23 protein-coding genes are annotated in these 26911 nt (G+C 61.2%); 6 read left to right on the top strand and 17 right to left on the bottom strand.

The window, feature by feature from the left end; genetic code table 11:
* Nucleotides 1-68: 68 nt before the first annotated feature.
* The 7 genes from AC0L30_RS12475 to AC0L30_RS12505 all read right to left on the bottom strand — a co-directional run bounded on the left by AC0L30_RS12475 (nt 69) and on the right by AC0L30_RS12505 (nt 8765).
* Nucleotides 69-1268: an ABC transporter substrate-binding protein gene (locus tag AC0L30_RS12475; protein WP_473404361.1), complete on the bottom strand. Its 1200-nt coding sequence runs from the start codon at nt 1266-1268 to the stop codon at nt 69-71.
* A gap of 100 nt (nt 1269-1368) precedes the next feature.
* Nucleotides 1369-2964 (bottom strand): class I adenylate-forming enzyme family protein, encoded by a 1596-nt coding sequence (locus AC0L30_RS12480; RefSeq protein WP_473404362.1) that lies wholly within the window; start codon nt 2962-2964, stop codon nt 1369-1371.
* A 338-nt stretch (nt 2965-3302) separates the two neighbouring features.
* On the bottom strand, nt 3303-4082 hold the full coding sequence (locus AC0L30_RS12485; protein ID WP_473404363.1) for an SDR family oxidoreductase: 780 nt from the start codon (nt 4080-4082) through the stop codon (nt 3303-3305).
* A 93-nt stretch (nt 4083-4175) separates the two neighbouring features.
* On the bottom strand, nt 4176-4997 hold the full coding sequence (locus AC0L30_RS12490; RefSeq protein WP_473404364.1) for an enoyl-CoA hydratase-related protein: 822 nt from the start codon (nt 4995-4997) through the stop codon (nt 4176-4178).
* An 84-nt stretch (nt 4998-5081) separates the two neighbouring features.
* A complete protein-coding gene (locus AC0L30_RS12495; RefSeq protein WP_473404365.1) occupies nt 5082-5786 on the bottom strand; it encodes an SDR family NAD(P)-dependent oxidoreductase in 705 nt (234 codons plus the stop codon).
* Nucleotides 5787-5803: 17 nt separating this feature from the next.
* Nucleotides 5804-8125, bottom strand: a complete 2322-nt coding sequence (locus tag AC0L30_RS12500) for a molybdopterin-dependent oxidoreductase (protein WP_473404366.1) — start codon at nt 8123-8125, stop codon at nt 5804-5806.
* A gap of 19 nt (nt 8126-8144) precedes the next feature.
* Nucleotides 8145-8765 carry a TetR/AcrR family transcriptional regulator gene (locus tag AC0L30_RS12505; RefSeq protein WP_473404367.1) on the bottom strand — a complete coding sequence of 207 codons (621 nt, stop codon included), beginning with the start codon at nt 8763-8765 and terminating at the stop codon, nt 8145-8147.
* A gap of 171 nt (nt 8766-8936) precedes the next feature.
* Here AC0L30_RS12505 and AC0L30_RS12510 point away from each other — a divergent pair, with 171 nt between their 5' ends.
* On the top strand, nt 8937-10136 hold the full coding sequence (locus tag AC0L30_RS12510; RefSeq protein WP_473404368.1) for an acetyl-CoA C-acyltransferase: 1200 nt from the start codon (nt 8937-8939) through the stop codon (nt 10134-10136).
* 93 nt (nt 10137-10229) lie between these two features.
* Entirely contained in the window at nt 10230-11441 is a 1212-nt protein-coding gene (locus AC0L30_RS12515; RefSeq protein ID WP_473404369.1) for a multidrug effflux MFS transporter, read from the top strand.
* 10 nt (nt 11442-11451) lie between these two features.
* On the opposite strand, the gene AC0L30_RS12520 is transcribed toward AC0L30_RS12515, so the two are convergent.
* From AC0L30_RS12520 to AC0L30_RS12545, 6 genes are all read right to left on the bottom strand, one after another.
* The gene (locus AC0L30_RS12520) at nt 11452-12105 is read right to left on the bottom strand and encodes a flavin reductase family protein (RefSeq protein ID WP_275168241.1); all 654 of its coding nucleotides are present in this window, start codon (nt 12103-12105) and stop codon (nt 11452-11454) included.
* Between the two features lie 135 nt (nt 12106-12240).
* Nucleotides 12241-13254: an NAD(P)H-dependent flavin oxidoreductase gene (locus AC0L30_RS12525; RefSeq protein ID WP_473404370.1), complete on the bottom strand. Its 1014-nt coding sequence runs from the start codon at nt 13252-13254 to the stop codon at nt 12241-12243.
* A gap of 21 nt (nt 13255-13275) precedes the next feature.
* The gene (locus tag AC0L30_RS12530) at nt 13276-14463 is read right to left on the bottom strand and encodes an acetyl-CoA C-acyltransferase (RefSeq protein WP_473404371.1); all 1188 of its coding nucleotides are present in this window, start codon (nt 14461-14463) and stop codon (nt 13276-13278) included.
* Nucleotides 14464-14477: 14 nt separating this feature from the next.
* Entirely contained in the window at nt 14478-15608 is a 1131-nt protein-coding gene (locus AC0L30_RS12535; RefSeq protein ID WP_473404372.1) for an acyl-CoA dehydrogenase family protein, read from the bottom strand.
* 23 nt (nt 15609-15631) lie between these two features.
* Complete coding sequence (locus AC0L30_RS12540; RefSeq protein ID WP_473404373.1) at nt 15632-16813, bottom strand: acyl-CoA dehydrogenase family protein; 1182 nt, start codon at nt 16811-16813, stop codon at nt 15632-15634.
* Between the two features lie 9 nt (nt 16814-16822).
* Nucleotides 16823-17560, bottom strand: coding sequence for an SDR family oxidoreductase (locus AC0L30_RS12545; RefSeq protein ID WP_473404374.1), 738 nt, complete (start codon nt 17558-17560; stop codon nt 16823-16825).
* 496 nt (nt 17561-18056) lie between these two features.
* Between AC0L30_RS12545 and AC0L30_RS12550 the strand changes: the two genes are divergently transcribed.
* The gene (locus AC0L30_RS12550) at nt 18057-18800 is read left to right on the top strand and encodes an SDR family NAD(P)-dependent oxidoreductase (RefSeq protein ID WP_473404375.1); all 744 of its coding nucleotides are present in this window, start codon (nt 18057-18059) and stop codon (nt 18798-18800) included.
* On the top strand, nt 18763-19479 hold the full coding sequence (locus AC0L30_RS12555) for a glutathione S-transferase family protein (protein WP_473404376.1): 717 nt from the start codon (nt 18763-18765) through the stop codon (nt 19477-19479). Before AC0L30_RS12550 ends, AC0L30_RS12555 begins: the two co-directional genes overlap by 38 nt.
* Before the next feature lie 24 nt (nt 19480-19503).
* On the opposite strand, the gene AC0L30_RS12560 is transcribed toward AC0L30_RS12555, so the two are convergent.
* Together AC0L30_RS12560 and AC0L30_RS12565 are read right to left on the bottom strand one after the other, a co-directional pair.
* A complete protein-coding gene (locus tag AC0L30_RS12560; protein ID WP_473404377.1) occupies nt 19504-20703 on the bottom strand; it encodes a CaiB/BaiF CoA transferase family protein in 1200 nt (399 codons plus the stop codon).
* 100 nt (nt 20704-20803) lie between these two features.
* Nucleotides 20804-21436 (bottom strand): DsbA family protein, encoded by a 633-nt coding sequence (locus tag AC0L30_RS12565; RefSeq protein ID WP_473404378.1) that lies wholly within the window; start codon nt 21434-21436, stop codon nt 20804-20806.
* 239 nt (nt 21437-21675) lie between these two features.
* Here AC0L30_RS12565 and AC0L30_RS12570 point away from each other — a divergent pair, with 239 nt between their 5' ends.
* Entirely contained in the window at nt 21676-22188 is a 513-nt protein-coding gene (locus AC0L30_RS12570; RefSeq protein WP_440639825.1) for a winged helix-turn-helix transcriptional regulator, read from the top strand.
* Between the two features lie 33 nt (nt 22189-22221).
* On the opposite strand, the gene AC0L30_RS12575 is transcribed toward AC0L30_RS12570, so the two are convergent.
* Together AC0L30_RS12575 and AC0L30_RS12580 are read right to left on the bottom strand one after the other, a co-directional pair.
* On the bottom strand, nt 22222-24096 hold the full coding sequence (locus AC0L30_RS12575; protein WP_473404379.1) for an AMP-binding protein: 1875 nt from the start codon (nt 24094-24096) through the stop codon (nt 22222-22224).
* The gene (locus AC0L30_RS12580; RefSeq protein WP_473318452.1) at nt 24080-25279 is read right to left on the bottom strand and encodes an ABC transporter substrate-binding protein; all 1200 of its coding nucleotides are present in this window, start codon (nt 25277-25279) and stop codon (nt 24080-24082) included. The genes AC0L30_RS12575 and AC0L30_RS12580 overlap by 17 nt, the downstream gene beginning before the upstream one ends.
* A 342-nt stretch (nt 25280-25621) precedes the next feature.
* Between AC0L30_RS12580 and AC0L30_RS12585 the strand changes: the two genes are divergently transcribed.
* Nucleotides 25622-26782: an iron-containing alcohol dehydrogenase gene (locus AC0L30_RS12585; protein WP_473404380.1), complete on the top strand. Its 1161-nt coding sequence runs from the start codon at nt 25622-25624 to the stop codon at nt 26780-26782.
* The last annotated feature ends 129 nt before the right edge of the window (nt 26783-26911 follow it).

A 26911-nucleotide genomic window follows, 5' to 3' on the forward strand; every position in this document is an offset into this window, starting at 1 on the left:
GTCCTCCATAATTCGGCTGATCGCCTTGCCGGCTCAGTTCACCCGCATTGGGCCTTCAGACGGCCAATTCACCTGGTCTCGGCGCTGAGCACGTTACCGAATTGCTCCCAGCTGGAGTCATTCCAACGCTGCAGTTGCAGCTGGGTATACGCCATGCTGCTTTCCGGGCCCGTGTTGATCGTAGCGCCCGGCATGAGAGTGGGAAGCGACAGCCCGCGTATGCTCCGCGATTGCTTGACGATATTCTCGCGTGAGAGATCGTTGCCGCACTGCTTGAGCACCTGCTCCAGGATCTGTCCCTGCTGGGTACCGAACAGATAATTGTTATCGCCGATATCGGCGCCCGGCAGGTATTTGGCAAAGAAGTCGCGGTACCACTTAATGCCGGGATCGTCGGCCCACTTCTTGTCGTTCGGGTCCTTGAAGATGGTCGCAGCGACTATGCCTATGGCCTTCTCCGGTCCCGCCGGGACGATAGTCGACGACACGGAGCTCGAGACGAGATTGATCAGGAACAGCGGCTTCCAACCGATCTCGTCGACTTTCTTGATGGCCTGCGCCGCGAATTTTGGCGTGCCGGCCACCAACAAGGCCTCTGCGCCGGACGACTTCAGCGACACGACGTGAGAATCAATGGTTGGCTCGGTCACCTCGTAGGAGGACACGACGACTTTCTTGTCGAAATCGTCCTTCAGGTATCCCTTGAATGCGTTGACGAAGTCCTTACCCAAATCGTCGTTCTGATACAGAATGGCAATCTTCGCGCCCGGACGGGTCTGGGTGATGTATTGCGCGTAGATCCGTCCCTCGGTGTCGTAGCTCGGCAATCCAGTCGTGGTCATCGGAAATTCAGCGAAATTCGTGAATTTGGTGACTCCGCTCACGACAAACAGATGGGGTACTTTCTTCGCGTTGACGTACTTGATGGTGGCGCTGATGCCGGGCGTGCCCAACGGACCGAACAGGAAGGCCACCTCATCGCTCTCGATCAGTTTTCTGGTCTGCTCTACCGTTTTGGGAGGGCTGTAACCATCATCGTAGGTGACGAGGTTGATTTTCCGTCCGTTGATTCCGCCACGCTCGTTGATCGAATTGACGTAGGCGATCATGCCCTTTCCGGTGTTGCCGAGCGGCGAAGCGGGGCCGCTAAACGGAAAGGTCGCCCCTATCTTCACCTCGGATTCGGTGACTCCCGGCGTTTCCGCACGAGCCGGCGCGCCCCCTACAGATACCGCGAGCGCAGTCGCAATCATGATCTTCCCGAACATGGACATCTCTCCTCCCGGCGACGGCTCGCGCCGCTTCTCGATTTCTTCTCCCAGCGGTCAAAGCGTGTTCTGGACGCCCTGCTTATGTTCCCTGCATGCGTCAGACCGCAGCCGCCACATCGGACCTGGTTGCGACCGCCGGCGCGACCGCCATCTCGCGCAATTTGTGTTTGAGTATCTTTCCGGTGGAGGCCGATGGCAGAGCCTCGAGCACGATCACCTCGGTCGGACGCTTGTACGATGCGAGCTGTTGAGCCGCGTACGACTTCAGGTCCTCGGCGCTAACGCGTGCGCCGGGAAGAAGCTGCACGAACGCGACGACCTCCTCGTTACCGTCGACCGATCGTCCAACGACGGCCGATTGCACCACCTTGTCGTGCGAGTTCAGCACAGCCTCCACCTCGGCGGGGTAAACGTTGAAGCCGGAGCGGATGATCAGTTCCTTGGTGCGGCCGGCGATATACAGATGCCCCTCGCCGTTGACCCGGGCGAGGTCCCCCGTGTTGAACCATCCCTGGTGGTCGATCGCGGCCGCCGTCAATTCCGGGGCGCGATAGTAGCCGAGCATTACATTGGGGCCCCGGACGTGCAATTCGCCGACCTCACCGGTCGCGACTTTGTTGCCTTGCATGTCCACGATCCGGTGCTCGATACCGGGAAGAAAGGGGCCAACTGACTCGTCTGCGACAGGATGCTCCGAACGGACACCCGACAAGCCCGGCGAGCATTCGGTGATGCCGTAATTGTTCAAGAGCGGGATTCCAAACTCGTCCTCGATCCGCTTTTTCAGATCGAGATCGAGGGGAGCGCCGGCAACCGACATGAGCCGCAACCTGCCCCGTTCGAGCCGCTGGATACCCTTCACGGTCTTGTATTCCAGCAAACGCTGATATGTGGCGGGCACGCCGAACAGGCTCGTAATACCCTCTTCGGCTATGGCATGTGCCAGCGCAGCCGGATCGGCCTTGGCTACGACGTGCAGGGTGCTGCCATGCATCAGCGTTGCAATCAGCAAAATCGAATAGCCGACGATGTGGGACATCGGCAGCACACCATAGATGCGGTCGGCCGGATCGTTCTTGCGCAGCAGCCCCGAGACCCTTCCGGTGAAGAGGAGGTTGCGGTGGCTCAACATGACCCCCTTCGGGGCACCGGTCGTGCCCGATGTGTAAAGAAGACCCGCAACCTGCCGCGCGCCATCCCTCTCGACGGGCTCCGGTTTCGCATCGGCATTGAGAGGACCGATACCAATTCCGCCAAACGGCCCTACGGCGCTGATCTCGGCCCCGATGCGGCTGGCGTGATCGGCGGCTTCCTTCGAAAGCGCCGCGTTGAACAGCACGCGCCTTGCGCCGCTATGCGTCCCGATCTGGTCGATCTCCCGGGCCGACAGGCGGGGATTGACCGCGATGCCCCATGCATCGAGCTTGCTGGCCGCAAACAGGATCGCGCCCAGAGCCACGCTGTTCTCGCTCGCGATCATCACGCGATCGCCGGGCCTGATCCCGAGATCGGCGAGATCCGTCGCCGCGGCGTTCACGGCATCGGAGAACTGCCGGTAAGTCCACGAACGCCCCCCTTCCACGAACGCCGGATGATCCGGGATGTCCCGCACGAAGGGCGCGTAGACCTCGTGTACCCTGGACGGCAGTCCATCCAGCAACTCGGCCGCAGTGATATCGTCCACGCTCCTCATGCCGTCCTCCCTGGTGCTTTGTTTTTGAGATCGCAGAGCGGCCCCCTTCAAACGGAAGGTCCGCACGGTCACTCCATCTGCCGATCAGTAAATCGTTCTAAAATAGAACTGTCAACACGAATGGCGGCGCGGTGACCTCAAAAGCCAGCTATATTGAAGCAATGGCAGAATTCCTATTCGGAATTGTAGGCAGAGCGCCCGTTCGAACGCAGCTGCGGTGATCAGTGCTCGCTGGAGTCTGCTGATCCTGGTGCAACGCTCGCGCTACCGCTCAGGTTTTAGAAGCTTCTGTCGGGACTTGGATGCGTTCGCCGGGTTGAGAGTTCGCGCACCCAGGGTCACCATTTCTCGACCCATGGCCGGAGCACGACTTCGAACGCCCAGGTCGACCGATGCTGCCGATGAAGCTGCAGATATGTTTTCGCGATATGGTCGGGGTCGGCCATATTGTCCTCGACAGTCGTCCCTGCCAGCCGATGCGCGCGAGTGCCGTCCTCCTGGGTCCAGCCGATCGCGGCGTCGATCGGCACATTCGCTATGTGGACGCCCTGCGGCATCAGTTCTCTTGCCATGCTTTGCGCGAGTCCGGACTTGGCATGACATGCCATTGCAAACGCGCCACTTGACGGAAAGCCCTTGAGCGCCGCGCTAGCGTTCGTGAAGATGATCGTTCCTCTCGCGCCGTTGCCGTCGGGTTCGTTTCCGAGCATGAGCCGAGCTGCTTGTTGACCGACCAGAAACGCGCTGAACGCCGAGTTTCGAAGAGTTTCGAGCACCATGACCGGGTCGGCTTCGATCACGTTCTTGCGGAAAATGCCGGGAACCCGGCCGTCGATGTTGTGCACGACAAGCCTTGGCTTTCCGATCTCTTGAACGACATTCTCGAACAGCCGTGCCACGGCTGCCGGTTCGCTTGCATCGCAGGCGTACCGACGCACGCCATACGTCTTCTCGAGAGTTTCAAGCACCGCCTTTTCGGGATTCCTGGCTGCAACACCAACGCGCATGCCGCTTTCCGCGAACAGCCTGGCGCAACTCGAGCTGATACCCGGGCCGCCGCCGATAATGAGAGCAACCTCCTGGGCGGAAGTCTGGGTGTCGCGGTTGGATTGAATCATGTTGCTGCCTCCGATGCGACTGGTGACCTATTGCTTCGCTGCAATGACGACATTGCCCTTTGCGCCCGGCCATCCCAATGTACCCAGCGGGTTTCACCTGTAAGTTGGAGAACGTTTCTCAATGAAAGCGCGGACGGCTTCGGCGTGTTGCGCAGTCCCTGCCGCAAGTACCATCCTCTCGGCCTCCTGATCCAATGACGTCAGGAAATCAGCCGACAGCGCAAGATCGAGATTGTCCTTGATGGAGGCAAACGCGCTCCCCGGACCGTTCGCCAATATCCTTGCCACCGCAAATGCTTCCTGTTGCAGTTCGGAATCGGACACCACGCGATTTACCAGTCCCAGTGCCTCACAACGGCGTGCATCGAGCCGTTCGGACAAATACATGAGTTCGCGAGCACGCGACGTACCGGCCAGCCGGGTCAATAGCCACGAAATGCCGTAATCGCCGGTCAGCGCAATCTTGGCGTACCCAGTCGTCATGATGGCGGATTCGGCTGCAATACGAATGTCACAGGCGAGGGCGATGGCAAGTCCGGCGCCAGCCGCCGCTCCCGGCAAGGCCGCGATGGTGGGCTTGCGCACCGAGACAAGTACGCCGGTGAGGGTTCGCTGACGATCCCTTAGTCGCTCGACCTTCTCGCTGACTGACATGGCCGGTGCTGCAGTGTTGCTGCCCATCCCCTTGACGTCGCCGCCCGAACAGAAGGCGGTGCCCGCACCGGTAATCAGCAATGCTCCGACGTCCGGATCGTCACCGTTGCGCTTGATCATCCGACGCAACGCCGGCGTGAGATGATCGGACAGCGAATTTCGTGCCGCCGGTCGGTTCAAAGTGATCACGGCGACCCGATCCCGAATCACACACAGCAGTTCGTCCGTTCCCGTATCGATTGAGATTGATTCATCCGCCATGTTATGTCCTCTCAAGTTTCGCGCAGAGCTCTCCAAATGACGAAGCGCGCACTACGGGTGATCGTTTTTCGCGTCAGCCGGGGATTACCAATTTTCGCGGAATGGCCGCAGCTCGGTAAGAAACGACCAGGCCGATCGGTCCTGACCGTAAAGATGAAATAGTTCTTCAGCGATCGCGGCAGGCCTGATGAAAAATTCATCTGGTTTGTCGCTCATCCGCGCGCGCATACGAGGGGTGTCGATCACGGCGTCGATGAGGACATAAGAGACGTGGACGCCGAGAGGTCCCACTTCGCGCGCAATCGATTCAGCCAGAATGCGCTGCGCCGCCTTTGTCGGCGCGAAGCCGGCGAAATTGGCCTTGCCCCGGATCGACGACGTGTTTCCGGTCACCAGGATTGCGCCCTTGCCGCGATCGATCATGTCAGGAGCCACTTCGCGCGCGAGGTACAACAAGCCCATTACGTTGACCTCGAAGTTGCCCTTGAGCATCTTCGGATCGATCTCGCGAAAACTCCCCCAGCCCCCGCCCACCGCGTTGTGGATGAAAACTTCAGCCGCGCCAAAACGGTGCTTTATATCGCTGACCACGGCATGCACTTGGCCCTCATCTGAGACGTCGCAGGTTACCGCGTGCACGTCCGGGAGCTCTTGCGCAAAGCGATTAATGAGCTCCGCTGAGCGAGCGAGCGCCATGACACGGAACCCGCCAGCGGAGAAGCGCCTGACGATGGCAGCTCCCGTGCCGGGCCCTACCCCCGTCACGATCGCGATCGGTTTCTCGGTCATTTGACGCTCCCTTCGAGTTATTGTGCGGCCGCTCTCATATGAATTCGCTCGGACTGCGCCTGATATGCGGCCGCCTCCTGCGCGGACACCAGGGCCAAACGAACCGCAACATTCTTGTGGTAGGGCGTACCGGCGATTGGATCGCGGTTGCCGCTCTCTGTGAGCAGATTGATACGCGGTCCGTTGATCAGTCGCTCTCCGTCCGACGCGGGGTATGCCTGGCCGTAGCCGTGCGGGAGCGCGAGCTGCCCATTCCTCATGCCGTCGTCGACCTTACAGCGCACCACGAGCCGGCCGAGCACGGACTCCACAGCGACCCAGTCACCATCCTCCGCGCCCAGATTCCTCAGATCGCTCGAATTGATCAACAAGGCGCCGTCCGGATCCTCGCGACGCCACGCGGGATCGCGAAAGATCTGGTTAGCATTGAACATGCGACGGCCACCGGCGGCCAGCATGAAGGGAAACTCCTTTGGCGCGCCCGCGGCTCGCGGATCGAGACGCGCGAGCCATTCCAGCATCTGAGGAACGGCGAGCCGCACCTTGCGATCCGAATGGCCGATCAATGACCAGACCTCGTCATAGTCGTGCTGAGTAATCGCCGTCCCTTGCCGGGCAGCCACGATCGTGTCGAACAGGAGATCGCCGAGCTGATGATCCGCCACGTCGTCCGATGCACTGATTGCCCGCCGCACCGCCTGAGGCGACCGCTTCGCGCAAGCCAGCGCCGCGCTCCACATAGGCGCCGCGGCCGCCGTACCATCCGGAAGCGTCTGCCCCAGTGTATGGTAGAGCACTAGGGCAGGCACTGCCGCTGGGTTTTCCGCGATGAAAGCACGAAAGGCCGCGGCGAATTCCGGTCGCGAGCGCCGTGCTATTTCGCGCAGCGGCGCGAGCACATTATCGCCCGGCAGAAGCCCCAGGGCGGATGCAAGCCGCGTGTAGATCTCAGGCTCAGGCAAAGTGCCGGCAAGCGGCGGCAATACGCCGGCTCGCACGTGGAAAAAGTTGGTTGGAAACTCGAAGTTGAACAGGGTAAACTCTGTCTTCTCAAATTGCGAAGACGCAGGGAGAACGTAGTGCGCAAGCCGCGCGGTTTCGGTCATCGCAACGTCGACCACGACGCATAGGTCGAGCGAGCGCAGCGCACGTTCTACCGCCTCGGTGTTTGCCGCCGTGTTGGCGGGGTTGGAACTGTCGACCCAGACGCAACGCAACCGGTCGGCATGGTCATTGAGCACCGCTTCAGGAAAGATGTTGGGAGGCAGCAGTCCCCCAATGATCGCGTCGCCAGTCGGCGCGAACGCCTGGTTCGGTGAATTGCCCCACAGAGGTTGAAGCCAGCTATGCAATTGGTTCGTACCTTTCCGGCCGAAATTTCCAGAAAGCATGATCAAGAGCTTCTCTAGATAGGAGTTGAGTGTCGAGTTGATGCCTTGCTGAATGCCAAGCTCGACCCGCACCACCATGGCCTTCGCGGCCGCAATCATCGCGGCGCAACGCTCCAGATCCGCAATCGAGATATCGGCGGCTGCCGCCCATTCCTCGACGGGAATGTCTAGTAAGGCCTGCCTCACGTCTGCGAAGCCGATCGTGTGCTCCTCAATGAACGTCTGGTCGATCCGATCGGACCGGACTAGCGTGGCCAGCAATGCGCCAAGGAGAAATGAGTCCGTGCCGGGGCGGACTGCGAGATGCAGATCCGCCATTTCCGCAGTTTCGGTTCGCCGGGGATCAATGACGATCAGCTTGCGCGCCGGATCCTTGCGTATCTGATTGAGATGATCGCGCGCATTGGGGAAGCCGTGCGCGATCCAGGGATTTGCACCGATGACCAGCAAGAGATCGCAATGATGGACATCCTCGGCGGTGTGACACGTCTGGCTGCCGAACATGTGGCCATTGACCCAGAAGTCGCCGGTCTTCTCCTGCGAAAGAGCGTTGAACACGCTGCGCGAACCCAGCGCGCGCAATAATCCGCTGGCATAGGCGCCGCCGGCGTGGTTGCCCTGCCCGCCCCCACCGTAAAGAGCGATACTCTTGCCACCATATCTGTCGACGATATCTCGCAGCCGCGCCGCAATATCCGCGATCGCCACGTCCCACTCGATTTCGTCGTAGCCTCCGTCCGTGCGTCGACGTAGCGGCTTCGTCAGCCGATCCTTGTGATGTGCATAATAGGGAATCCGGGTCGCCTTGTTGCAGAGATAGCCCTGTGATTTCGGACTCGAACGGTCGCCTCGCACCTTCTCGAGGCGCTCGTTGTTCACGAACACCTCGATCCCGCAATTGATGTAGCACAGGTTGCAGGCTGTCTTGAGCCACTTGCCGGCCGTCATGGTGACCTCCCTGATATTGCTATTTGTCGCAGCGCATCGTCCTTGTCGCTCTGAGCCGAGGCTTTTGAATCCGGCCACCGGCAGTCATGCGTCCCGCAGCGAGAATGCTGTCGGAAAGCTTCCCAGCACCAACGGCACGCGACAGCACGATCGATCCGACCAAGGTCGCGATAGCGCCGGTTGCGATTTGGCGGGCCTGTCGAGGTGACTCGTCGGGAAGCAGCTCGACAAAGACATCGATCATCTTCTCCAGCTTGGAAGCCAGGGCCTGCTGCTCGCTCGCGCCCGATCGAGCGACATCGACCGCAAGGGTTGGAAGCGCGCAACCGTGTTTGGGATTGTCTCGATGCTGGGGACTCAGATAATCGGTAATCAGCGTCTCGAAGCGTTCACCATTGGCCTTGTCGTTGGTCAGCTTTTTCCAACGATCGGTGGTCTGGTTCATCGCGAAGGCTATCGCCTCACCAACAAGCGCTTCACGAGACTCGAAATGGTTATAGAAGCCGCCATGCGTCAGACCTGCAAGCTTCATCAAGTCGATAACACTAAGGCCTTTGGCGCCCTTCAGGCGTAAACCGTAAGAGGCATTTTCGACTATTCGACGGTGCGTCCGACGCCTGTGGTTCTCTCCGTAGCGCATCGCCACCCCGTTGCAAGCTTCCAAGAGGACCGGCTGTACCACCGTACTCGTCCCCTCCGAACAGTTCTGGAACCGCGCTTCCTTGAAGCCTGCGGCAAGATTTCATTGCAATGCCTCCCATCTTATATGACTATCATCATATAACAAGAGATATCAGCAGGAGAGCTCGCGATGGCCGCCGTTTCAGATCCCGTTGTCATTCTTTCCGCCGCGCGGACGCCCCTTGGCCGATTCATGGGCGAGTTGTCGTCCGTGAGCGCCCACAGGCTCGGCGCTCACGTGATCGGCGCAGCGCTGGAACGGGCGAAGCTGGCGCCTGAAAGGATCGACGAGGTGTTCATGGGCAATGTGCTGCCGGCGGGCCAGGGCCAGGCCCCGGCACGCCAAGCCGCCCGCGGCGCCAAGTTGCCAGATGCCACCGGTGCCACCACCGTTAACAAGGTCTGCGGCTCCGGCATGAAGGCGACTATGCTCGCCCATGACATCATCAGCGCCGCATCAGCGGAGATCGTGTTGTCCGGAGGAATGGAGAGCATGAGCAATGCTCCCTATCTGCTGGCGAAAGCGAGGGGCGGGTATCGCGCCGGGCACGACCGGATCATCGATCATATGCTGATGGACGGGCTGGAGGACGCCTATGAGACCGGGCGCTCGATGGGCGATTTCGGCGAGGCGACCGCGGAAGCCTATCAATTCACCCGCAAGGACCAGGACGCCTACGCGATCGAGACGTTGACCCGCGCGCGCAAGGCGGTCGAGGGCGGCGCGTTTAAGGCCGAGATCGTGCCAATCACACTATCCGAAAAGGCCGGGCCGCGGATCATCGCCAATGACGAGCACCCGCTCAAGGTCGATCCCGCCAAGATCCCGGGGCTGAAAGCCGCGTTCCGCGCCAACGGCACCATCACGCCGGCCGCCTCCTCCGCCAATGCCGATGGCGCCGCAGCCCTCGTTCTCGCAAAGCGCTCGCTCGCGGATCGCGACAGCCTCCCCGTACTGGCCGAGATCAAGGGCCACGCCACCCACAGCCAGGAACCGCAATGGTTCACCACGGCGCCGATCCCGGCGATCCGCAAGCTGTTGGACAAGGTCGGCTGGAGTGTCGGAGATGTCGATCTGTTCGAGATCAACGAGGCCTTTGCCGTAGTGGCAATGGCTGCGCAGAAGGATCTCGGCATTCCCAGGGAAAAACTGAACGTCAATGGCGGAGCCTGCGCGCTCGGTCATCCCATCGGCGCCACCGGCGCGCGATTGATCGTGACGTTGTTGCATGCGCTCGAAGCCCAAAACCTCAAGCGCGGTGTGGCGGCTCTCTGCATCGGTGGTGGTGAGGCTACCGCGATCGCGATTGAGCGCGTTATCCGCCGATAGCACGGACAATCCCTGTAAATGGCCCGGCGAGCAGCGCCCAATCGCGACGCTCGCCGTATAATCTGCCTACCCCCTATTACCGCGAAAGTTCAAATGGCCGACCAGTGCGAAGCAATCGAATCCGCGCCGCCGAGTGTTAACATCTCCGGCGCGCTGCCGATTGCGATCCTTTCCCTCCTGGCCGCCATGGGAACGCTTGCGACCAACATTTTGCTGCCTTCGCTGCCCCAAATTGCGATCTCGTTGAATGTCACGAGTGCGGCGGTCACGTCCGCCATCACCGCCTTTCTTGCAGTGTTTGGGCTGGGCCAGCTTCTGGTCGGGCCGCTTTCGGATCGCTACGGAAGACGCTGGCCGGTCCTGATCGGATTTGCCGTGTTCTTTGGCGGCAGTGTTTGGTGCGGTTTGGCGAACGATCTACCTAATCTCTTGGCCGGCCGCATCGTGCAGGCTGCCGGCGCATGCGCGACGTCAGTGCTGTCTCGCGCCATCGCCCGCGACATGTTCAGTGGCGCGGCGCTGGCACGTGCGATGGCGCTGATCATGATCGTGATGTCGGCAGCTCCTGGATTTTCGCCGCTGCTTGGCGGCGCACTCGATCACAGTTTTGGCTGGCGCTCCGAATTCGCGCTCGTCGCGGCGTTCGCCGCTGTTGGCGCCATTGGCTACGGCATCGTCCTCGGCGAAACCCACCATTCGACCCGCACTCCGCTCAATCCGGCCGCTATCGTCAGGACCTATGCTGGCCTTTTTGGCGATCCTCGTTTCGCGATACCGGCCGCAACCGGGAGCCTGATCATAGGCGGCTTGTTCTCGATGTTTTCGGCTGCACCGCGGTTATTCATCGAAGCGCTGCACTTCACGCCGATCCAGCTCGGCCTCTTCTTCGCCGGCACTGTCTTTATCGTATTCGCCGCCGGTATGCTGGCGACGAGATTGGCACCACGCTACGGACTCGATGGCCCGATCCGGGCGGGCTTGTGGGCGACGGCCGCCAGCAGCCTTGCGATCCTGCTCATCTCGATGGTCAGCCCGACTTTCTTGCCATTTCTAGGCGCGATGTGCGTATTTCTCCTCGGCATGGGCATTGTCAGTCCACTAGCCGCCGCGCGAGCGCTCTCTCCATTCGGGGAGAAAGCCGGCGCGGCGTCGGCGCTGCTGGGCTTCTCGCAAATGATGACTGCCGCGATCGGCGTATGGCTTGCCGCCACGGTGTCGCATCAAGCCATGTTGGCGCTGGGCATCGTATTGAGCACGTTTTCTCTGCTGGCTCTTTGCCTGTACGCGCGGCGCCCGGGGTCTTGATTGGCGTCAATCAAGTGCCGTGGAATTCCGGTTTGCTGCTGCCAGGCGGCCGCTTCATCTCGAACATGTTTTCCGTTCTGACCTCGAGGTAATCTCCACCACGGCCGGCGCGCAGAATGGGACGCGCAAGTGCCGTGTTGTAGACGCCGTCCTCGATCAAGGACTTGTCGATGTATACCGCGACGACCTCGCCGAGCACGAACCACCCTTCTACCTTCTCGCCGCGCGCATTCGCCAACTGAGAGACGTCGACGACCTTGCATTCCATTGCCGCCCTGCTCTCGCCTACCCGCGGCACAGCTACGTGTCGCCCGGGTACTGGCGTCAGCCCTGCTGCTTCGAACTCGCTCACGCCGTGATCGAGAGGCGCCGCAGTCGTGTTCATGCGCTCGCCCAGATCCATCGTAACCAGATTCCAGACAAACTCCCGAGTCTCGCTGACGTTCTTGACGGTGTCCTTCCACGAAATAGAGGAGAACCCGATTATTGGAGGGTCGTAGAGAAACGCATTGAAGAAGCTGTACGGAGCAAGATTCAGTTGCCCGGCCGCATTCCGCGACGAAATCCAGCCAATCGGACGCGGCGCGACGATCGCGTTGAACGGATTATGTCGGAGTCCGTGGCCCTTCGATGGCTCATAGTAGTGGAAGTCGGCCGGATCCATACATTCTCCTTCCCAAGGCTGCCGACAGTCGGCCGCTCGCCAGTCGCGTCTCATCGATAGTAGTCAACGCACGCTCGATCATGCATGCGCAACCTCGTCAAAACATACGGTAGCAGCACAACGGTCCCAAAGCCCTTACGCAATCGCCCGGGCGACAGCCGGCCTGTGCTCGGCAGCATCGAGGAACCCGATCAGACGCTCCCGGATGATCTGCTCGGCCTCCATCATGATGCGGTTGATCAGCTCCTTCACCGTCGGGATGTCGTGGATCAGTCCGACCACCATGCCGCAGCTCCAGGCGCCCGCGTCCATGTCGCCATCGACCATCACTCTCGGATAGACGCCCGCCACCTGCTCGTGGATATCCTCAATCTTGAGGCTCGCCCCCTTCTCGCGCTCGACCTCGAGCAGATGATCGACCCCCTTGTTCTTCAGCACGCGCTCGGTGTTGCGCAACGCTCGCATCACCAGCACGGTATCGAGCTCGGTGGCTTTGACCAGGGCCTGTTTCACGTTGTCATGGACGGGCGCTTCCTTGGTTGCGACAAAGCGGGTGCCCATGTTCATGCCGGCGGCGCCCATCGACAGCGCGGCGACGAGGCTGCGCGCGTCCGCCATGCCCCCCGAGGCTACGAACGGAATCTTCAGTTCATCCGCCGCGCGCGGCAGCAGGATCATGTTCGGGATATCATCCTCACCGGGATGGCCACCGCATTCGAAGCCGTCAACGCTCACGGCGTCGCAGCCGATCCGCTCGGCTTTGAGCGAATGCCGCACTGAGGTGCATTTGTGGATCACCTTGATGCCTGCCGCCTTCAGCGCGGGCATGTACGCTTCCGGGCTGCGGCCGGCGGTCTCCACCGCCTTGACGCCGCCTTCCTTGATGGCGGCGATATATTCCGGATACGGCGGCGCGGTGAAGCTCGGCAGAAAGGTCAGGTTCACGCCGAACGGCTTGTCGGTCATGTCGCGGCAACGCGCGATTTCCTTGGCCAGCAGCTCCGGCGTCCGCTGGGTGAGCCCGGTGATGATGCCGAGCCCGCCGGCGTTCGATACCGCAGCTGCCAACTCGGCAAAGCCGACGTAGTGCATGCCGCCCTGGATGATCGGATGCTGGATGCCGAACAGTTCGGTAATTGCTGTCTTCACGTGAGCTTCTCCGCTTTCCGATCAGTTGAGGATTTCGAACAGGCCGGCCGCGCCCATGCCGCCGCCGATGCACATGGTCACCACGCCGTATTTCGCCTTGCGCCGCCGTCCCTCGATCAGGATATGCCCCGCAAGCCGGCTGCCCGTCATACCGTAGGGATGCCCGATCGCGATCGAGCCGCCATTGACGTTGAGCTTGTTCGGATCGATGCCGAGCTTGTCGCGGCAGTAGATCACCTGGACCGCATAGGCCTCGTTCAGCTCCCAGAGATCGATGTCATCGATATTGAGGTCGTGCCGCTTGAGAAGGCGCGGGATCGCAGCGACCGGACCGATGCCCATTTCGTCCGGCTCGACACCGGCGGCGACGAAGCCACGGAAGATGCCGAGGGGCTTCAGGCCCTTCCTGGCGGCGGTCTTGTCGCTCATGATCACGCAGGCTGAGGCGCCGTCGGAGAGCTGGCTGGCGTTGCCCGCCGTGATGGTCTTCCCCTCGAACACCGGCTTGATCTTCGCAAGGCCTTCCGCCGTGGTCTCGGGGCGCGGGCCTTCATCCTTTGACAGCGTCACCTGCTGATAGGTGACCTCCTTGGTGTCCTTGTTGACGACGGCCATCCTGGTCGTGATCGGCACGATTTCCTCATTGAAGCGTCCGGCCTGCATCGCGGCACCGATGCGGCGCTGGCATTCGAGGCTGTATTCATCCTGCCGGTCACGGCCGATCTTGTAACGCTCGGCGACGATCTCGGCGGTGTCGAGCATCGACATGTACATCTCCGGCTTCATCGTCATCAGCTCGTCGTCGACCGCGTGGAACCTGTTCATGTGCTCGTTCTGCACCAGGCTGATCGATTCGATGCCGCCTCCGATTGCGATCTCGACACCATCGAGCATGATCGAGCGTGCCGCGACCGCTATGGCCTGCAGGCCGGATGCGCACTGCCGATCGATTGTGGTGCCGGCCACCGTGACCGGCAGGCCGGCACGAATCGCCCCCTTGCGCGCGACGTTCATCACCATGGTGCCCTGCGGCATCGCGCACCCCATCACCACGTCCTCGACCTCGCCGGGCTCGATCCCTGCGCGCTTGACCGCTTCGGCCATCACATGACCGGCCATGGTCGGTCCCTCGGTGTTGTTCAATGCACCCCGATAGGCCTTGCCGACACCGGTGCGGGCGGTGGAAACGATAACTGCCTCTGTCGTCATGCTTGCCTCTTTTGTTACGCAGCCGCGTCGAGCTGCACATAACGCAGCAAGTGGTGAGCGGGATCGCCAAACTGGATGTTGATGGAGGAGATTCGCTTGAAGTAATGGCCGACATTCAATTCGTCGGTCATGCCCATGCCGCCATGGAGCTGCACCGCCTGGTCGGCAATGAACCTGCCGGCATAGCCGATCTTCGACTTGGCGCCGGACGCGAGGCGGGAGATGCCGCTGTCGCTGGCAGCGAGGCTGAGATTGAGATGCTGCATCAGGGAGAGCGCCTCCTGATGAGCGATGAACATGTCGACCATCCGGTGTTGCAGCACCTGGAAGCTGCCGATGGTGACGCCGAACTGCTTTCGGGTCTTGGAATAGTCCAGCGTTGCGGAGTTCAGTTCGGCCATGGCGCCGACTGCCTCGGCGCAGAGCGCGCCGACGGCCCGGTCACGGCAAGCTTCCAAGAGGGCGACGCCTTCGCCCTCGCTACCGAGCAACTCGCCGCGCACATCGCGGAAGGTGACCTCCGCGGCACGGCGGCCATCGATGGTCTTGAAGCTGCGCAGATCGAGATTGGCCGCCCGGGCGTCGACGACGAACAGGCTGACGTCGGCGCGATCGTCGCGCTTGCCGCCAGTCCGGGCGGAGACGATGAGATAATCGGCCCAGGGCGCGGCGATGACAGCGGTCTTCTCGCCACTGAGGATGTAGTCCTTGCCGTCGCGCCGCGCCGCAGTCGCGACATTGGCAAGATCGAAACGCGCGCCCTTTTCCGTCCAGGCCAGCGCCCAGATCTTCTGTCCGGCGATGATATCGGCAATCAATGCCTGCTTCTGCTCATCTGTCCCTGCATGCTCGATCAAGCCGCCGGCCAGAACGACCGTTTCGACGTACGGCTCCACGACGAGGTGACGGCCGAACTCCTGGGCGACGATCATGGTGGAGAGCGGACCGCCGCCGAGGCCGCCGCTCTCCTCGGAGAACGGCGCGGCGAGAAGGCCGAGCTCCGCGAAGGCGTTCCACTGCTTCCGACTCCATCCCTCTTCGCTGGCGATGATCTTGCGGCGCGCCTCGAAGCTGTATTGGTCGCGCAGCATGCGCTGCACGCTGGAGCGCAACAGTTCCTGCTCTTCCGTGAACTGGATATCCATCCGATCCTCTTGTCGCGCTGTTGCTAGAGACCGAGCACTGCTTTGGCGATGATGTTGCGCTGGATCTCGTTCGATCCGCCGTAGATGCTGAGCTTGCGCGCGTTCAGGTATTTTTCCGAGGCGGTGTGGCCGTAATCGGGACCCGGCATGAACTGATTTGCGCTCAAAGGTTGCTCCCGAAGCGCCAGCCCGTAATTTCCGATGGCACGGTGCGTCAGCTCGGTGATCCCCTGAAAGATCTCGGTGCCGCGGATCTTGAACAGCGAGGCCGCAGGACCCGGATCGATGCCGCGCGCCATCTGGGCAACAACGCGCAACTCGGTCGCCTCGAGCGCAAGCACGTCGAGCTCGATCCGGCCGATCTCCTTGCGGAATTCGAGATGGGCCGGGTCGTCCGGTGCGATCTCCGCCTTCACGATCTTCTTCAACCGGTCGAGATAGCGCGTCGACCGCCCGATCCCGGCCATGCTGGTGCGCTCATTGCCCAGCAGGAATTTCGCGTACGTCCAGCCCTTGTTCTCCTCGCCGATCAGATTCTCGACGGGGACGCGGACGTCCTCGAGGAAGACGTCATTGACCTCGTGCGATCCGTCGATCGTGATGATCGGACGCACGGTCACGCCAGGCGACTTCATGTCGATCAGGAGGAACGAGATGCCCGCCTGAGGCTTTGCGCTCGGATCAGTACGCACCAGGCAGAATATCCAGTCGGCGTGCTGCGCCAACGTTGTCCAGGTCTTGTGGCCGTTGACGATGTAGTAATCGCCGTCGCGCACGGCCTTGGTGCGGACGGTGGCGAGGTCCGACCCCGAGCCCGGCTCGGAATAGCCCTGGCACCACCAATCCTCACCCGAAAGGATCCGCGGCAAGAATTTCTGCTTTTGCGCGTCGTTGCCGAAAGTGTAGATGACCGGCCCCACCATGGTGACGCTGAATGCCAACGGCGGCAGCGTGCCGGCCCGGCTCGTCTCCTGCTCGAAGATGAAACGTCGGGTAATCGACCAGCCGGGGCCGCCATATTCCCTGGGCCAGAGCGGTGCGATCCAGCCTTTCTTGTGGAGAATGCGGTGCCAGAGCAACGATTGCTCCTTGGTCAGGTCGGTCTCCGGATTGGGGACCGGCATTTCCTTTGGATAGTTTTCGGCGATGAAAGCGCGCACCTCATCACGGAAGGCCGCATCTTCAGGAGACAGCGCGAGTTCCATCGTGCTTTCCTACCACTTCTCACCGAAGGGCCGGATTTCCAGCTCGAAGGTCCAGGCGCTCTTCGGTTGCTGATAGAGCTGCCAATAGGACGTCGCGACCGAGGCCGGCGGCATCAGCGCATCGGGATCGTCAAGCGCATTGGGCCCGAGTGCTTCCAGGCGACGCTGCCGAACCCACTCGGTATCCACGCCGGAATCGATGATCAAGTGGGCGACATGGATATTCTTCGGGCCGAGTTCGCGCGCCATCGCCTGCGCCACAGCGCGCAGCCCGAATTTGGCGCTGGCAAACGCGGCATAGCCGTTGCCGCCACGCAGCGACGCGGTCGCGCCGGTGAAGAAAATGTTGCCCTGGCCGCGCGGCAGCATCAGCCGGGCCGCCTCGCGACCAGCGAGGAAGCCGGAGTAGCAGGCCATCTCCCAGACTTTGCGGAATACGCGCTCGGTGGTGTCGAGGATCGGGAAGTTGACGTTGGCACCGATGTTGAAGATGCAGACCTCCAACGGCGCGTGCTTGTCGGCGTCACTCAGGAAGGAGATGATCTCCTCCTCCTTGCGCGCATCGAGCGAACGGGCATGGATCTCGCCGCCGGCGGCCTCGATCTCCTTGACCAGCGGCGCCAGCTTGTCGCCGTTGCGGCGGCCGGCGAAGACGGTGAAGCCCTCGGAGGCAAACTTCTTGGCGATCTCGCCGCCGATGAAATCGCCGGCGCCGATCACGGCGACGGTTGCATTTCTCTTTTTCAAGGAACTTCTCCCGGTTAGGTTAGGCGCGCTGTGTGCAAAGCTGTTCTATCGAGCCCGGAACGTGGATCACGGTGTTTGAGCCAGACCACAACGATGGGGATTTCGCCATCGCGCTGATCGAGACTACCATGGCCACGGCGCAGTTCTCGATCGGCGCGATTTGGTCCAGCGCTTTGGCAAGATGGCTGCCTGTCGATTGCTCGATTGGGCCCGACAGACCGAAAAACAGTCTGACCGAGACCGAGTGCTTGCGACAGCTTCGCCACGACTAACCGCCTCCCGACTGAAAAACATCGGCGCCATTTTCAGCATTGCGCCTCCCGGCGAAACATGCGTTCTTTTTTAGAACTCGTCAATCGATATTTTGTTGTTGTGGTCGGATCAGGAAACGGCAAGTTTCCTGCCCTATTCAGAGGCGCTCAATAACCCCGTTTACAACGCGGCTTCCAGACGATACCGATATCGTATCAAATAAGAACTTATGGGAGAGGCGAGCATGGGAGAAAGTCGCGGGGTCGCGATTCTGGTCGGCGCGGGCGATGCCATCGGCGCTGCCGTTGCGCGGCGGTTTGCCACCGAGGGCTACATTGTTTGCATCTGCAGGCGCGATGCGGCCAAGTCCCAGGCGCTGGTGGATGAGCTCAGGGCGAAAGGCTACGGCATCCACGCATTCAGCGTCGATGCCCGCCAGGAAGCGGAAGTGCAGAAGCTGTTCGCGGACGTCGAACGCGACATCGGGCCGATCGAGATATGTCTGTTCAATGCCGGATCGAACGTCAACAAGCCCCTGCTGGAGACCACCGAGAAGCTCTTCTTCAAAGCCTGGGAGCTGGCATGCTACGCGGGCTTCCTGGTCGGACGTGAGGCCGCGCGCGTTATGCTTCAGCGCGGACGCGGCACCATCTTTTTCACCGGCGCGACCGCAAGCATCCGCGGCAGCAAGGGGTTTGCCGCCTTCTCATCGGCAAAATTCGGCCTGCGCGCGGTGGCCCAGGCCATGGCGCGCGAGCTCGGGCCCAAGAACATTCACGTCGTCCATCTCATCATCGATGCCGGCGTCGATAGCGAAGCCATTCATCAGCGCATGAAGGCCGCGAAAGGCATCGAGGCCAGCGAGATCCCTCCCGACAGCCTGACCAAGACCTTCTCGATTGCCGAAGCGTATTGGTTTGCCCATCAGCAAAGCCGCGATGGCTGGACCCATGAACTCGATCTTCGCCCGGCTGTGGAGAAATGGTGACATGAGCGATGATCCAGACCTCACTTTGTGGGGCGCCGGGACGAGCCGCACAGTTCGCCCACACTGGGCGATGCACGAGCTCGGCCTCGCTTACAAGATCAAACCGATCGGCCCGCGGACCGGCGAGACCAAGACCGCCGAATATACCAGACTCAATCCGCGCCAGAAGATTCCGTTGCTGCAGGACGGCGACTTCCGCATCGGCGAAAGTGCCGCGATCGTCGCATATTTGTCGCGCATGTACTCCACGCCGGAACGTGCATTGATCCCGGAATCCACCCGTGACTATGCCGCGTGGCTGGAATGGTGCTTCTTCATCGTCACCGAGCTCGACTCCACCAGCCTGTACGTGATGCGCCGTCACAGCGCCGATGCGCTCGGCCCAATCTACGGCGTTGCGCCGGAGGTCGTGGCTCAAGCCGCCGAGTATTTTCGGGCGCAGTTGCGCCATGTCGAGGTCGCGCTGACCGACGGCCGGCAGTTCTTGATGGGCGACCGCTTCAGCAGCGCCGATATTCTGCTGACGACCTGCCTGGACTGGGCAGTCGCATACGGTGTCGGCATTTGCGACAACGCGCAGCCCTATCTTGAGCGCATGCGAAATCGGGAGGCTTACCAGCGTGCGGCTGCGGCGAATGTTCCGCAAGCACCGATTACGCCCGCGCCTGCCCAGGCTTGAGAGCCGATCGCGGCTCCCTCCGCGTTACAGAGCCACACGCAACGTGCGCGCCGCAACCATGCTGTCGATCGCCTCATCGTCGTAACCCAGATCGCGCAGCACCTCGCGCGAGTGCTCGCCGACGCGAGGCGCCGGCCCGCCGATGGCAGCCTGGTTAACCTCGAAGCGGGCCGCTGGCTTTGGCTGGCGCACACGGCCGACCTTCGGCTGATCGAATTCGGCGATGATCCCGCGCGCCACCACCTGTTCATTGTGGATGATTTCGCCGCGCCGCAGGATTGGCGCGCAAGGGACATCCGCGGCATCCAGACGCTCCAGCCATTCGGCGGTCGTGTGCTGGCCGATATACTCCGCCATCTTGTTGATGCGCGCCGTGGCGTTGACCGAACGCGCCGACGGAGTCGCAAACCGCGGATCCTTGGCGAGCTCGGGATCGCCGGATGCGCGGCAGAAGCCCTGCCATTCGGAATCGGAGATGGTGCCGGCCGTGATGTAGCCGTCCTTGGTCTTGAACACGAGATCCGGCCGGTCATTGGGATCGGCGGCAGCGGCCTCGGCTCCGACCACCGTGTACTGCATCATGCCTTCCGGCCAGAGGTATGAGATCATGGCATCGAGCATCGCGACCTGGATATGATCGCCCTGCCCGGTCTTCTCTCGCGCGTAGAGCGCCGCCGCCACCGCCTGTGCGGTGAACACGGCGGTGGTCTTGTCGCACACGATGGTGCGGATCATCTGCGGGCGATTGGTGACCGGCTGCGACTGGATATCGGCAAAGCCCGACAGGCCCTGAATGATCGGATCATAGACGCGCTTCTTCACGTAAGGTCCGGTGTCGCCGACACCGCTGATCGAGACGTAGATCAGGCGCGGGTGGCGCCGGCGCAGCTCTTCCACACCAAGGCCGAGGCGCTCCATGGTGCCGGGCCGGAAATTTTGCACCAGAACATCGGCCTGCGCGACCAGTTTGGCCAGCACCTCGCGCCCGGCCGGGCTCTTGACGTCGATCGAGAGCGAACGCTTGCCCCGGTTGGACGAGATGAACAGCGCCGAGAATTCGCCATCCTTGTCGATGGTGGCACGGCTGCGACGGGTGATATCGCCGCCGATTGGCTCGATCTTGAGCACGTCGGCGCCCTGATCTGCGAGAAACATTGTCGCAAACGGGCCCGAAACCACTCCGGTCAGATCGAGGACACGAACGCCGCTAAGCGGACCAGCCATTGCACTCTCCCTGGATCTTTTTTCTGCCGATGGGCCGAGGGTAAACTCTGGCTTGCCGTCAGCCCTTCGCCTCAACACGCACGGACCGCAAGTCGGTAGACTAGCCGGCCTTGGAAACGGGCTGCCGGGTCTGTTCGACGATCGACTCCTCGACGTCCCGGAGTTGGTCCTTGCCGAAGAACATCTCCTTGCCGACGAAGAACGTCGGCGAACCGAACGCACCGCGGCTGACCGCGTCACTGGTCAGGTCGATCAGCTTTTTCTTGACGTCGTCCTGCTGCGCGCGCGCGACCAGCCTGTCGATGTCGATGCCCGAGGAAGCAAATGCGCTCCGAAACACCTCGGGATCGTCCATCTTCTTGGGCTCCTCCCACATGTGATGGTAAGCGGCGCGGAAATAGGGTTCGAACACGCCTTCGAACTGGGCCGCGACGGCCCCGCGCATCAGCATCAATGTGTTGACGGGAAAGAAGGAGTTTTGGCGAAATTTCGTGATGTTGTGGCGCCGGATGAACCGCTGGGTTTCGAGCGCCTGGTATTCCGGCTTGTTCTTGATCCCGCGAAGCGAATCGAACGGCGACATGTTGCCGGTCGCCTTGTAGATCCCGCCGAGCAGGACCGGGACGTACTCGAATTTTACGCCCGTCCGCCGCTCGATCCCGGGGATGGCGACCTCCGCCAGATAAGCGTTCGGGCTGCCGAAATCGAACTGGAATTCAACCTTGAGGGTCATGACCGCTTTCTCCCGCAGAGCGTATTGGATGGTCAGGGACCGGCGATCCAATCGCACGGCTTACCAATTCTCACTTCTACAGTTCTAAAATCGAACTGTCAAATTCGGCCGGATCTATGCTGGTTTGACTGACCTATCGGGTATTGTTTGGAATTCAGTACCTATCTAGAATGCTAGGGAAATGAGGCGCCGCTCGGCGGTGATTCGAGCGGGCCTCGCCAGGATGACTGGAGATACGGATGAAGTGGAAAGAACTGGAGGAAGAGCCGTGTTCGATGGCCCGAACCATCGGCGTGATCGGCGACCGCTGGACGCTTCTGATCCTGCGCGAATGCTTTCTGCGCACGCGGCGCTTTGAAGGATTTCAGTCGGCGCTCGGAATTACACGCCATCTGCTCGCCGAGCGGCTGAAGAAGCTGGTTCGGCTGGGCATCTTGCGCCGCATTCCCTACCAGGAAGCGCCCAAGCGTCACGAATATATCCTGACCCAGAAGGGCCTCGACCTCTATCCGATCATGATGGCGCTCGTGCATTGGGGCGACACTCACATGGTCGACGAGCGCGGCCGGCCGCTCTTGCACCAGCACCGCAAGTGCGGAAAGGATTTCGACCCGGTCATGGTGTGTTCTGAATGCGGCGAGCCGCTCCTGGCCAGGGAGGTTCACACCCATCCAGGGCCAGGCGCCCAAAGCCCGCGGATGATGGAGGCACCTGAAAAGCCGAAGGCAAAGGCCCGCCGCAGCGCCGCTTGAGCAGACCACCGGCGTGACGCACGAAACGCATCCTCAGACTCGAATCACAGCCGCGTCGGGTTCGTTGCAGTGGAGACGGTCCGCTAGTACAGCCCGGTGTTTGAGCACGGCACGTTGATTGACATAGGCCTTGTCGGTTATTTCTCCCGCGGCCAATGAGGGTGGATCCTTCAGCAGGGTGAACGAGCAGATTTTTTCGCTGCTTCCAACGGCCTCATTATATTCCTGCAGACGATGTCTCAGGAATTCGATCACTTTGGGGTCGCAGATCAAATCCGCAGCCGGCGCGTTCGATATCCGCGCCGCCTCGGTCGGGTTCAGCCAGCACAGCAGCGCGCAGGCTTCACGGTTTTCTCCGGCAACGACAATGTCCAGCAGGACGCCGCGCGTTGCGGCCAGGATGGCGGCGCGCATATTGCCGATCGCAACCCAGGTGCCGTTCGCGAGCTTGAAGTTCTCCGAAATTCTGCCGGTAAAACGAAGACCAAGTTCCGGCTTCTCGGGATCGAGAAACGACACGGTATCGCCGATGCGGTAGAACCCCTCCTCGTCGAAGGCCTTCTCCGTCAGATCTGCCCTTCCGAGATAGCCGGGGGTGACGTTGGGGCCCTTCACCCTGGCCTCATACGTATCCGAAACCGGGACCAGCTTCAGCTGCACGCCGGGCGCGGGAAGACCAATCTCTCCGGGCCGATCCGTTGCCCAATGTGTCGTGCTGATTGTCGGCGCCGTCTCGGTCGTCCCATAGCCCGACATGACCGGAATCCGCCGGCCTGTGATCGAAAATGTCAGCCGGTACAATCTTTCAAGTGTGCCTTGCGAAATTGCAGCCCCCGCGTAGCTCAATCGATCCAGTCGCTTGAAGATGCTCGCGCCGAGTGCGGCGTCGCTCTCGATGGCATCACACAAGAGATTGTAACCGGCAGGAACATTGAACATGGCCGTCGGCGAGATCTCCTTGAGGTTCGCCACCGATTTGTGGAAGAGCTGAGGCAGCGGGCGGCCGTCATCGATGTAGAGCGTCCCGCCGTTCTTGAGAATGCCGTGAAGAATGACGTTGCTGCCCATCGTGTGGTGCCACGGCAGCCACTCCACCTGGACCGGCGCCTCCGGAGGCGACACCAGCTGGCTTCCCATTTGCAGGGAGCTCGCCATCATGCGGTGCGTGTTCAGAACGCCCTTTGGCAGGCCGGTCGAACCGGAGGTGAAGAGGACTTTCGCAATTGCATCGCTGGAGACCGCCCCCGACGCATGCGCGAAGCCTTCGCAGTCCGTTCGATCCGTCAGGACACGGAAGGGCGTCGTCTCCGGCGCGCCATCGACGCTGATCCAGGCAGAGTCTGCCAACTCGGGAATGGAGCGAGCCGCGGAAAAGTCGCGTCCGCTCTGAACGAAAACAAAATTCGGCCGCAGCACCTGCGCGATGTCCTTGAGGCGGGCAAGACCGCCGGGCATCAGCGTGTAGTTCGGCGATATTGGCGCCAGAATGACGCCCATCGACATCGCCGCAAACGAGATCACCGCGTTCTCGATGGAGTTACCCGAGAGCACGGCCAGCCTGTCGGCCGGCTTTGCGCCCATATCAATCAGGCTCTGGCCGACCGCCTGGACCTGCGACCATGCTTCGCCATAAGTGATCTCGTCCCATCCCCCATTGGCATTGCGTTGCGCGAGAAATATTCTGTCCGGAACCGCGCTTGCCCAGCGCGGCAGAAAATCGGTGACCCGCCAGTCGCATGGCCCCAATTCGAGCGGCGATCTCAATACGAGCGTGCCGTCGGTCCGGCGCTCGACGGAGAGTTCCCTTGGCGCAAACGTCAATGGCTTCGTCGACATCGAGAACGATCTCCTGAAGTACCGCGGACGGATAGAACGGCGGGCGGCGCCAGATTCACTCGGATCTGGCATCCAGGACTTCTCCGAAGGCTTGCCACGTCGCGCCGGTCCAGCGCTGCAGCCGCATCTGCGTCCAGATCATGTTCTCGGTCTCGCTGGTGTTGACCTTGATCCCGGGCAGCACAGTCGGAACGACGACGTCTTTCAGGTTCTTCGCCTGCGCCAGAATATTCTTCCGCGATAGATCATCACCGCATTGCTTGAGGATCTGCTCGAGCAGGACGCCTTGCTGATAGCCGGTCAGATAGCTGCCGTTGGTGATATCGGCGCCCTGCAGATACTTGTCGAAAAATGCCCGGTAGGCCTGCATGCCCGGGTCGCCCTTCCATGTCTCGTCGAGGACATCCTTGTTGGTCGTCCCGACGATCACGCCGACCGACTTGTCGAGCCCGGCCGGTGCAAGCGTGCCTCCGACGGATCCGGACGGGAAATTGATGATCACGGTCGCCTTCCAGCCGATCACCGAAGCTTGCCGGATGGCCTGGGCCGCGAACTTCGGCGTGCCGGCGATCACCAGGGCTTCGGCACCCGAGCTCTTCAGATTGGTGATCTGCGAATCAATCGTCGGTTCGGTGACCTCGTAGGACGCACTGACGACCTTGCGGTCGAAATCCTTGCCGAGAAACGCCTTGAAGGCACCGACGTAATCTTTGCCGAGATCGTCGTTCTGATAGAGGATGGCATACTTGGCGTTCGGCAGCGTCCTCGTCAGGTATTTGGCGTAAATTTTTCCTTCGGTGTCGTAGCTGACAAGACCCGTGGTGATCAGCGGGTAATTGGTGACGTCAGTGAACTTGGACGAGCCACTGACGATGGCGACACTCGGAACACCCTTGGCCTTCAGGTATTTTGCAGTGGCCGAGATGCCGGGCGTGCCGAGCTGGCCGAACATGAACGACACTTCGTCGCTTTCAACGAGCTTGCGGACGTGCTCCACCGCCTTGGGAGGGCTATATCCGTCATCATAGGCGATGTAGTTGATCTTGCGTCCGTTGACGCCGCCGCGGTCATTCAAGGCCTGGATGTAGGCAATGAGTCCCTTGCCCACGAGACCGATCGATGATGCCGGTCCGCTGAAGGGAAAAACCCCACCGATCTTGATCTCGGTAGCAGTGACTCCCGGCTCTTCGGCGGCGAATGCCGGGCCGCTCAAAAACAGGGCCAGAGCCGCAACGATCTTCCATTTCACCAGCATTGCTCGTCCTCCCAAACGTGCACCCTTTTCGGGTACGTGGCTTTGTTTTTTTCCCCGGTCGCTGCTCGTCTCACGTCCTTGCGAAAGACGCATCGCGCTGAACGGATCCAGCCGTAATCCGGCACTTCGCGGCCGTTGCGTTCGGCCATCTCGTGCTCGTAGCCTACAGTTCTTTTTTTGAACTCGTCAAGCGATTAGATTGTCGATGACTCGGTCCAAGAGCGATACGTCCTTTTGAGCAAGGTTATATATCAGCCCCTACAAGTCACAGCTGGTTCATTGCACGCCTCCATCGTTGAGCTTATAGTTACTTCTGTTTTTGAACTTACTGGGAGGACCGCAATGCGCAAAGCAGGGATACACAATTTTCCGGCAATCGATCGTGTCGTCTACGGCAAGGCTGCGTCTGACGCCTTGAACGATGAAGCGGTGCGACTGGATGCCAAGCGCGTCTTCCTGATCGTCAGCCGCACCTTGAACACCAGGACCGACGAGATCGAGAAGATCCGGCGCGCGCTCGGCGGCAGACATGTCGCGACCTTCGATGGAATCGCAGAGCACACCACGCGCAAGCAAGCCGCCGAGGTTGCCCGTCAAGCCAAGGATGCCGGAGCCGACCTGGTCGTCGCCGTCGGCGGAGGCTCGGCGATCGACCTCGCCAAGATCGTCATCATGGCGATGGAACATGACATCGCCGACGAAGCGGGTTTCGATCCATTCCCGATGGGCCCTGGGGTCACCGTCTCACCGTTCCGATCGCCAAAAATTCGACAGATCGCAGTGCCCTCCACGCTGAATGGCGGCGAGTACAACGCAGCAGCGCTCGTCACCGATGAACGCAACCGGCTGAAGCAGATTTTCTTTCATCCCCGGATGATGCCGGTGGCGATCATTCTCGACCCTGCGCTCACCGTTCATACGCCTTCCAAGCTGTGGATGGGATCGGGAACGCGTTCGATGGATCACGGCATTGAAGCCTTGTGCTCCCCTGCCGGCACCCCGCTCGCCGACGAGGTCGTCCTGGCCGGCATCCGCACCCTGCGCGAGGGAATGCTCCGAACCTTGCAGCACCCCGATGATCTGGAGGCGCGCCGGCTGTCTCAATATGGCGCGTGGCTCGCCGCTTTCGGCCTGCAGGCGCGGGTGCCGATGGGAGCCAGTCACGGCATTGGCCATGTGCTCGGCGGAACCTTCGGCGTTCCGCACTACTATTGCACACCGGTCATCATGCCGAGCCTGCTTCGCTACAACAAGGCGTTCACTGAGGATGCGCAGCAACGGCTGGCAACGGCCCTTGGCGAGCCGGGCATGGAAGCCGCCGCCGCCTTTGCACAATTCACCAGGAAACTTGGACTGCCCGGCCGTCTTGCCGACGTCGGGATCGGCGAAGACAAGTTTGATCAGATCAGCAAGATCGCCATCAATCATCGCTTCGTCCAGGCCAATCCTCGGCCATTCGAGAGCGAAGCCGAGATCGTCGATCTGTTGCGAATGGCCGCCTAGCCGAATTCACACAGGAAAATCCAGCCACGACAATCAGCTCCGGCAGAACTGCGGTCCGGCCCGCCCCTTTCCAACTTGCGCCGATCCGCCAATGACTCCATTGCAGGTCGAACGCGAGCTTTCGATCGA

It is taken from the genome of Bradyrhizobium sp. MI1.11, from assembly GCF_055811255.1.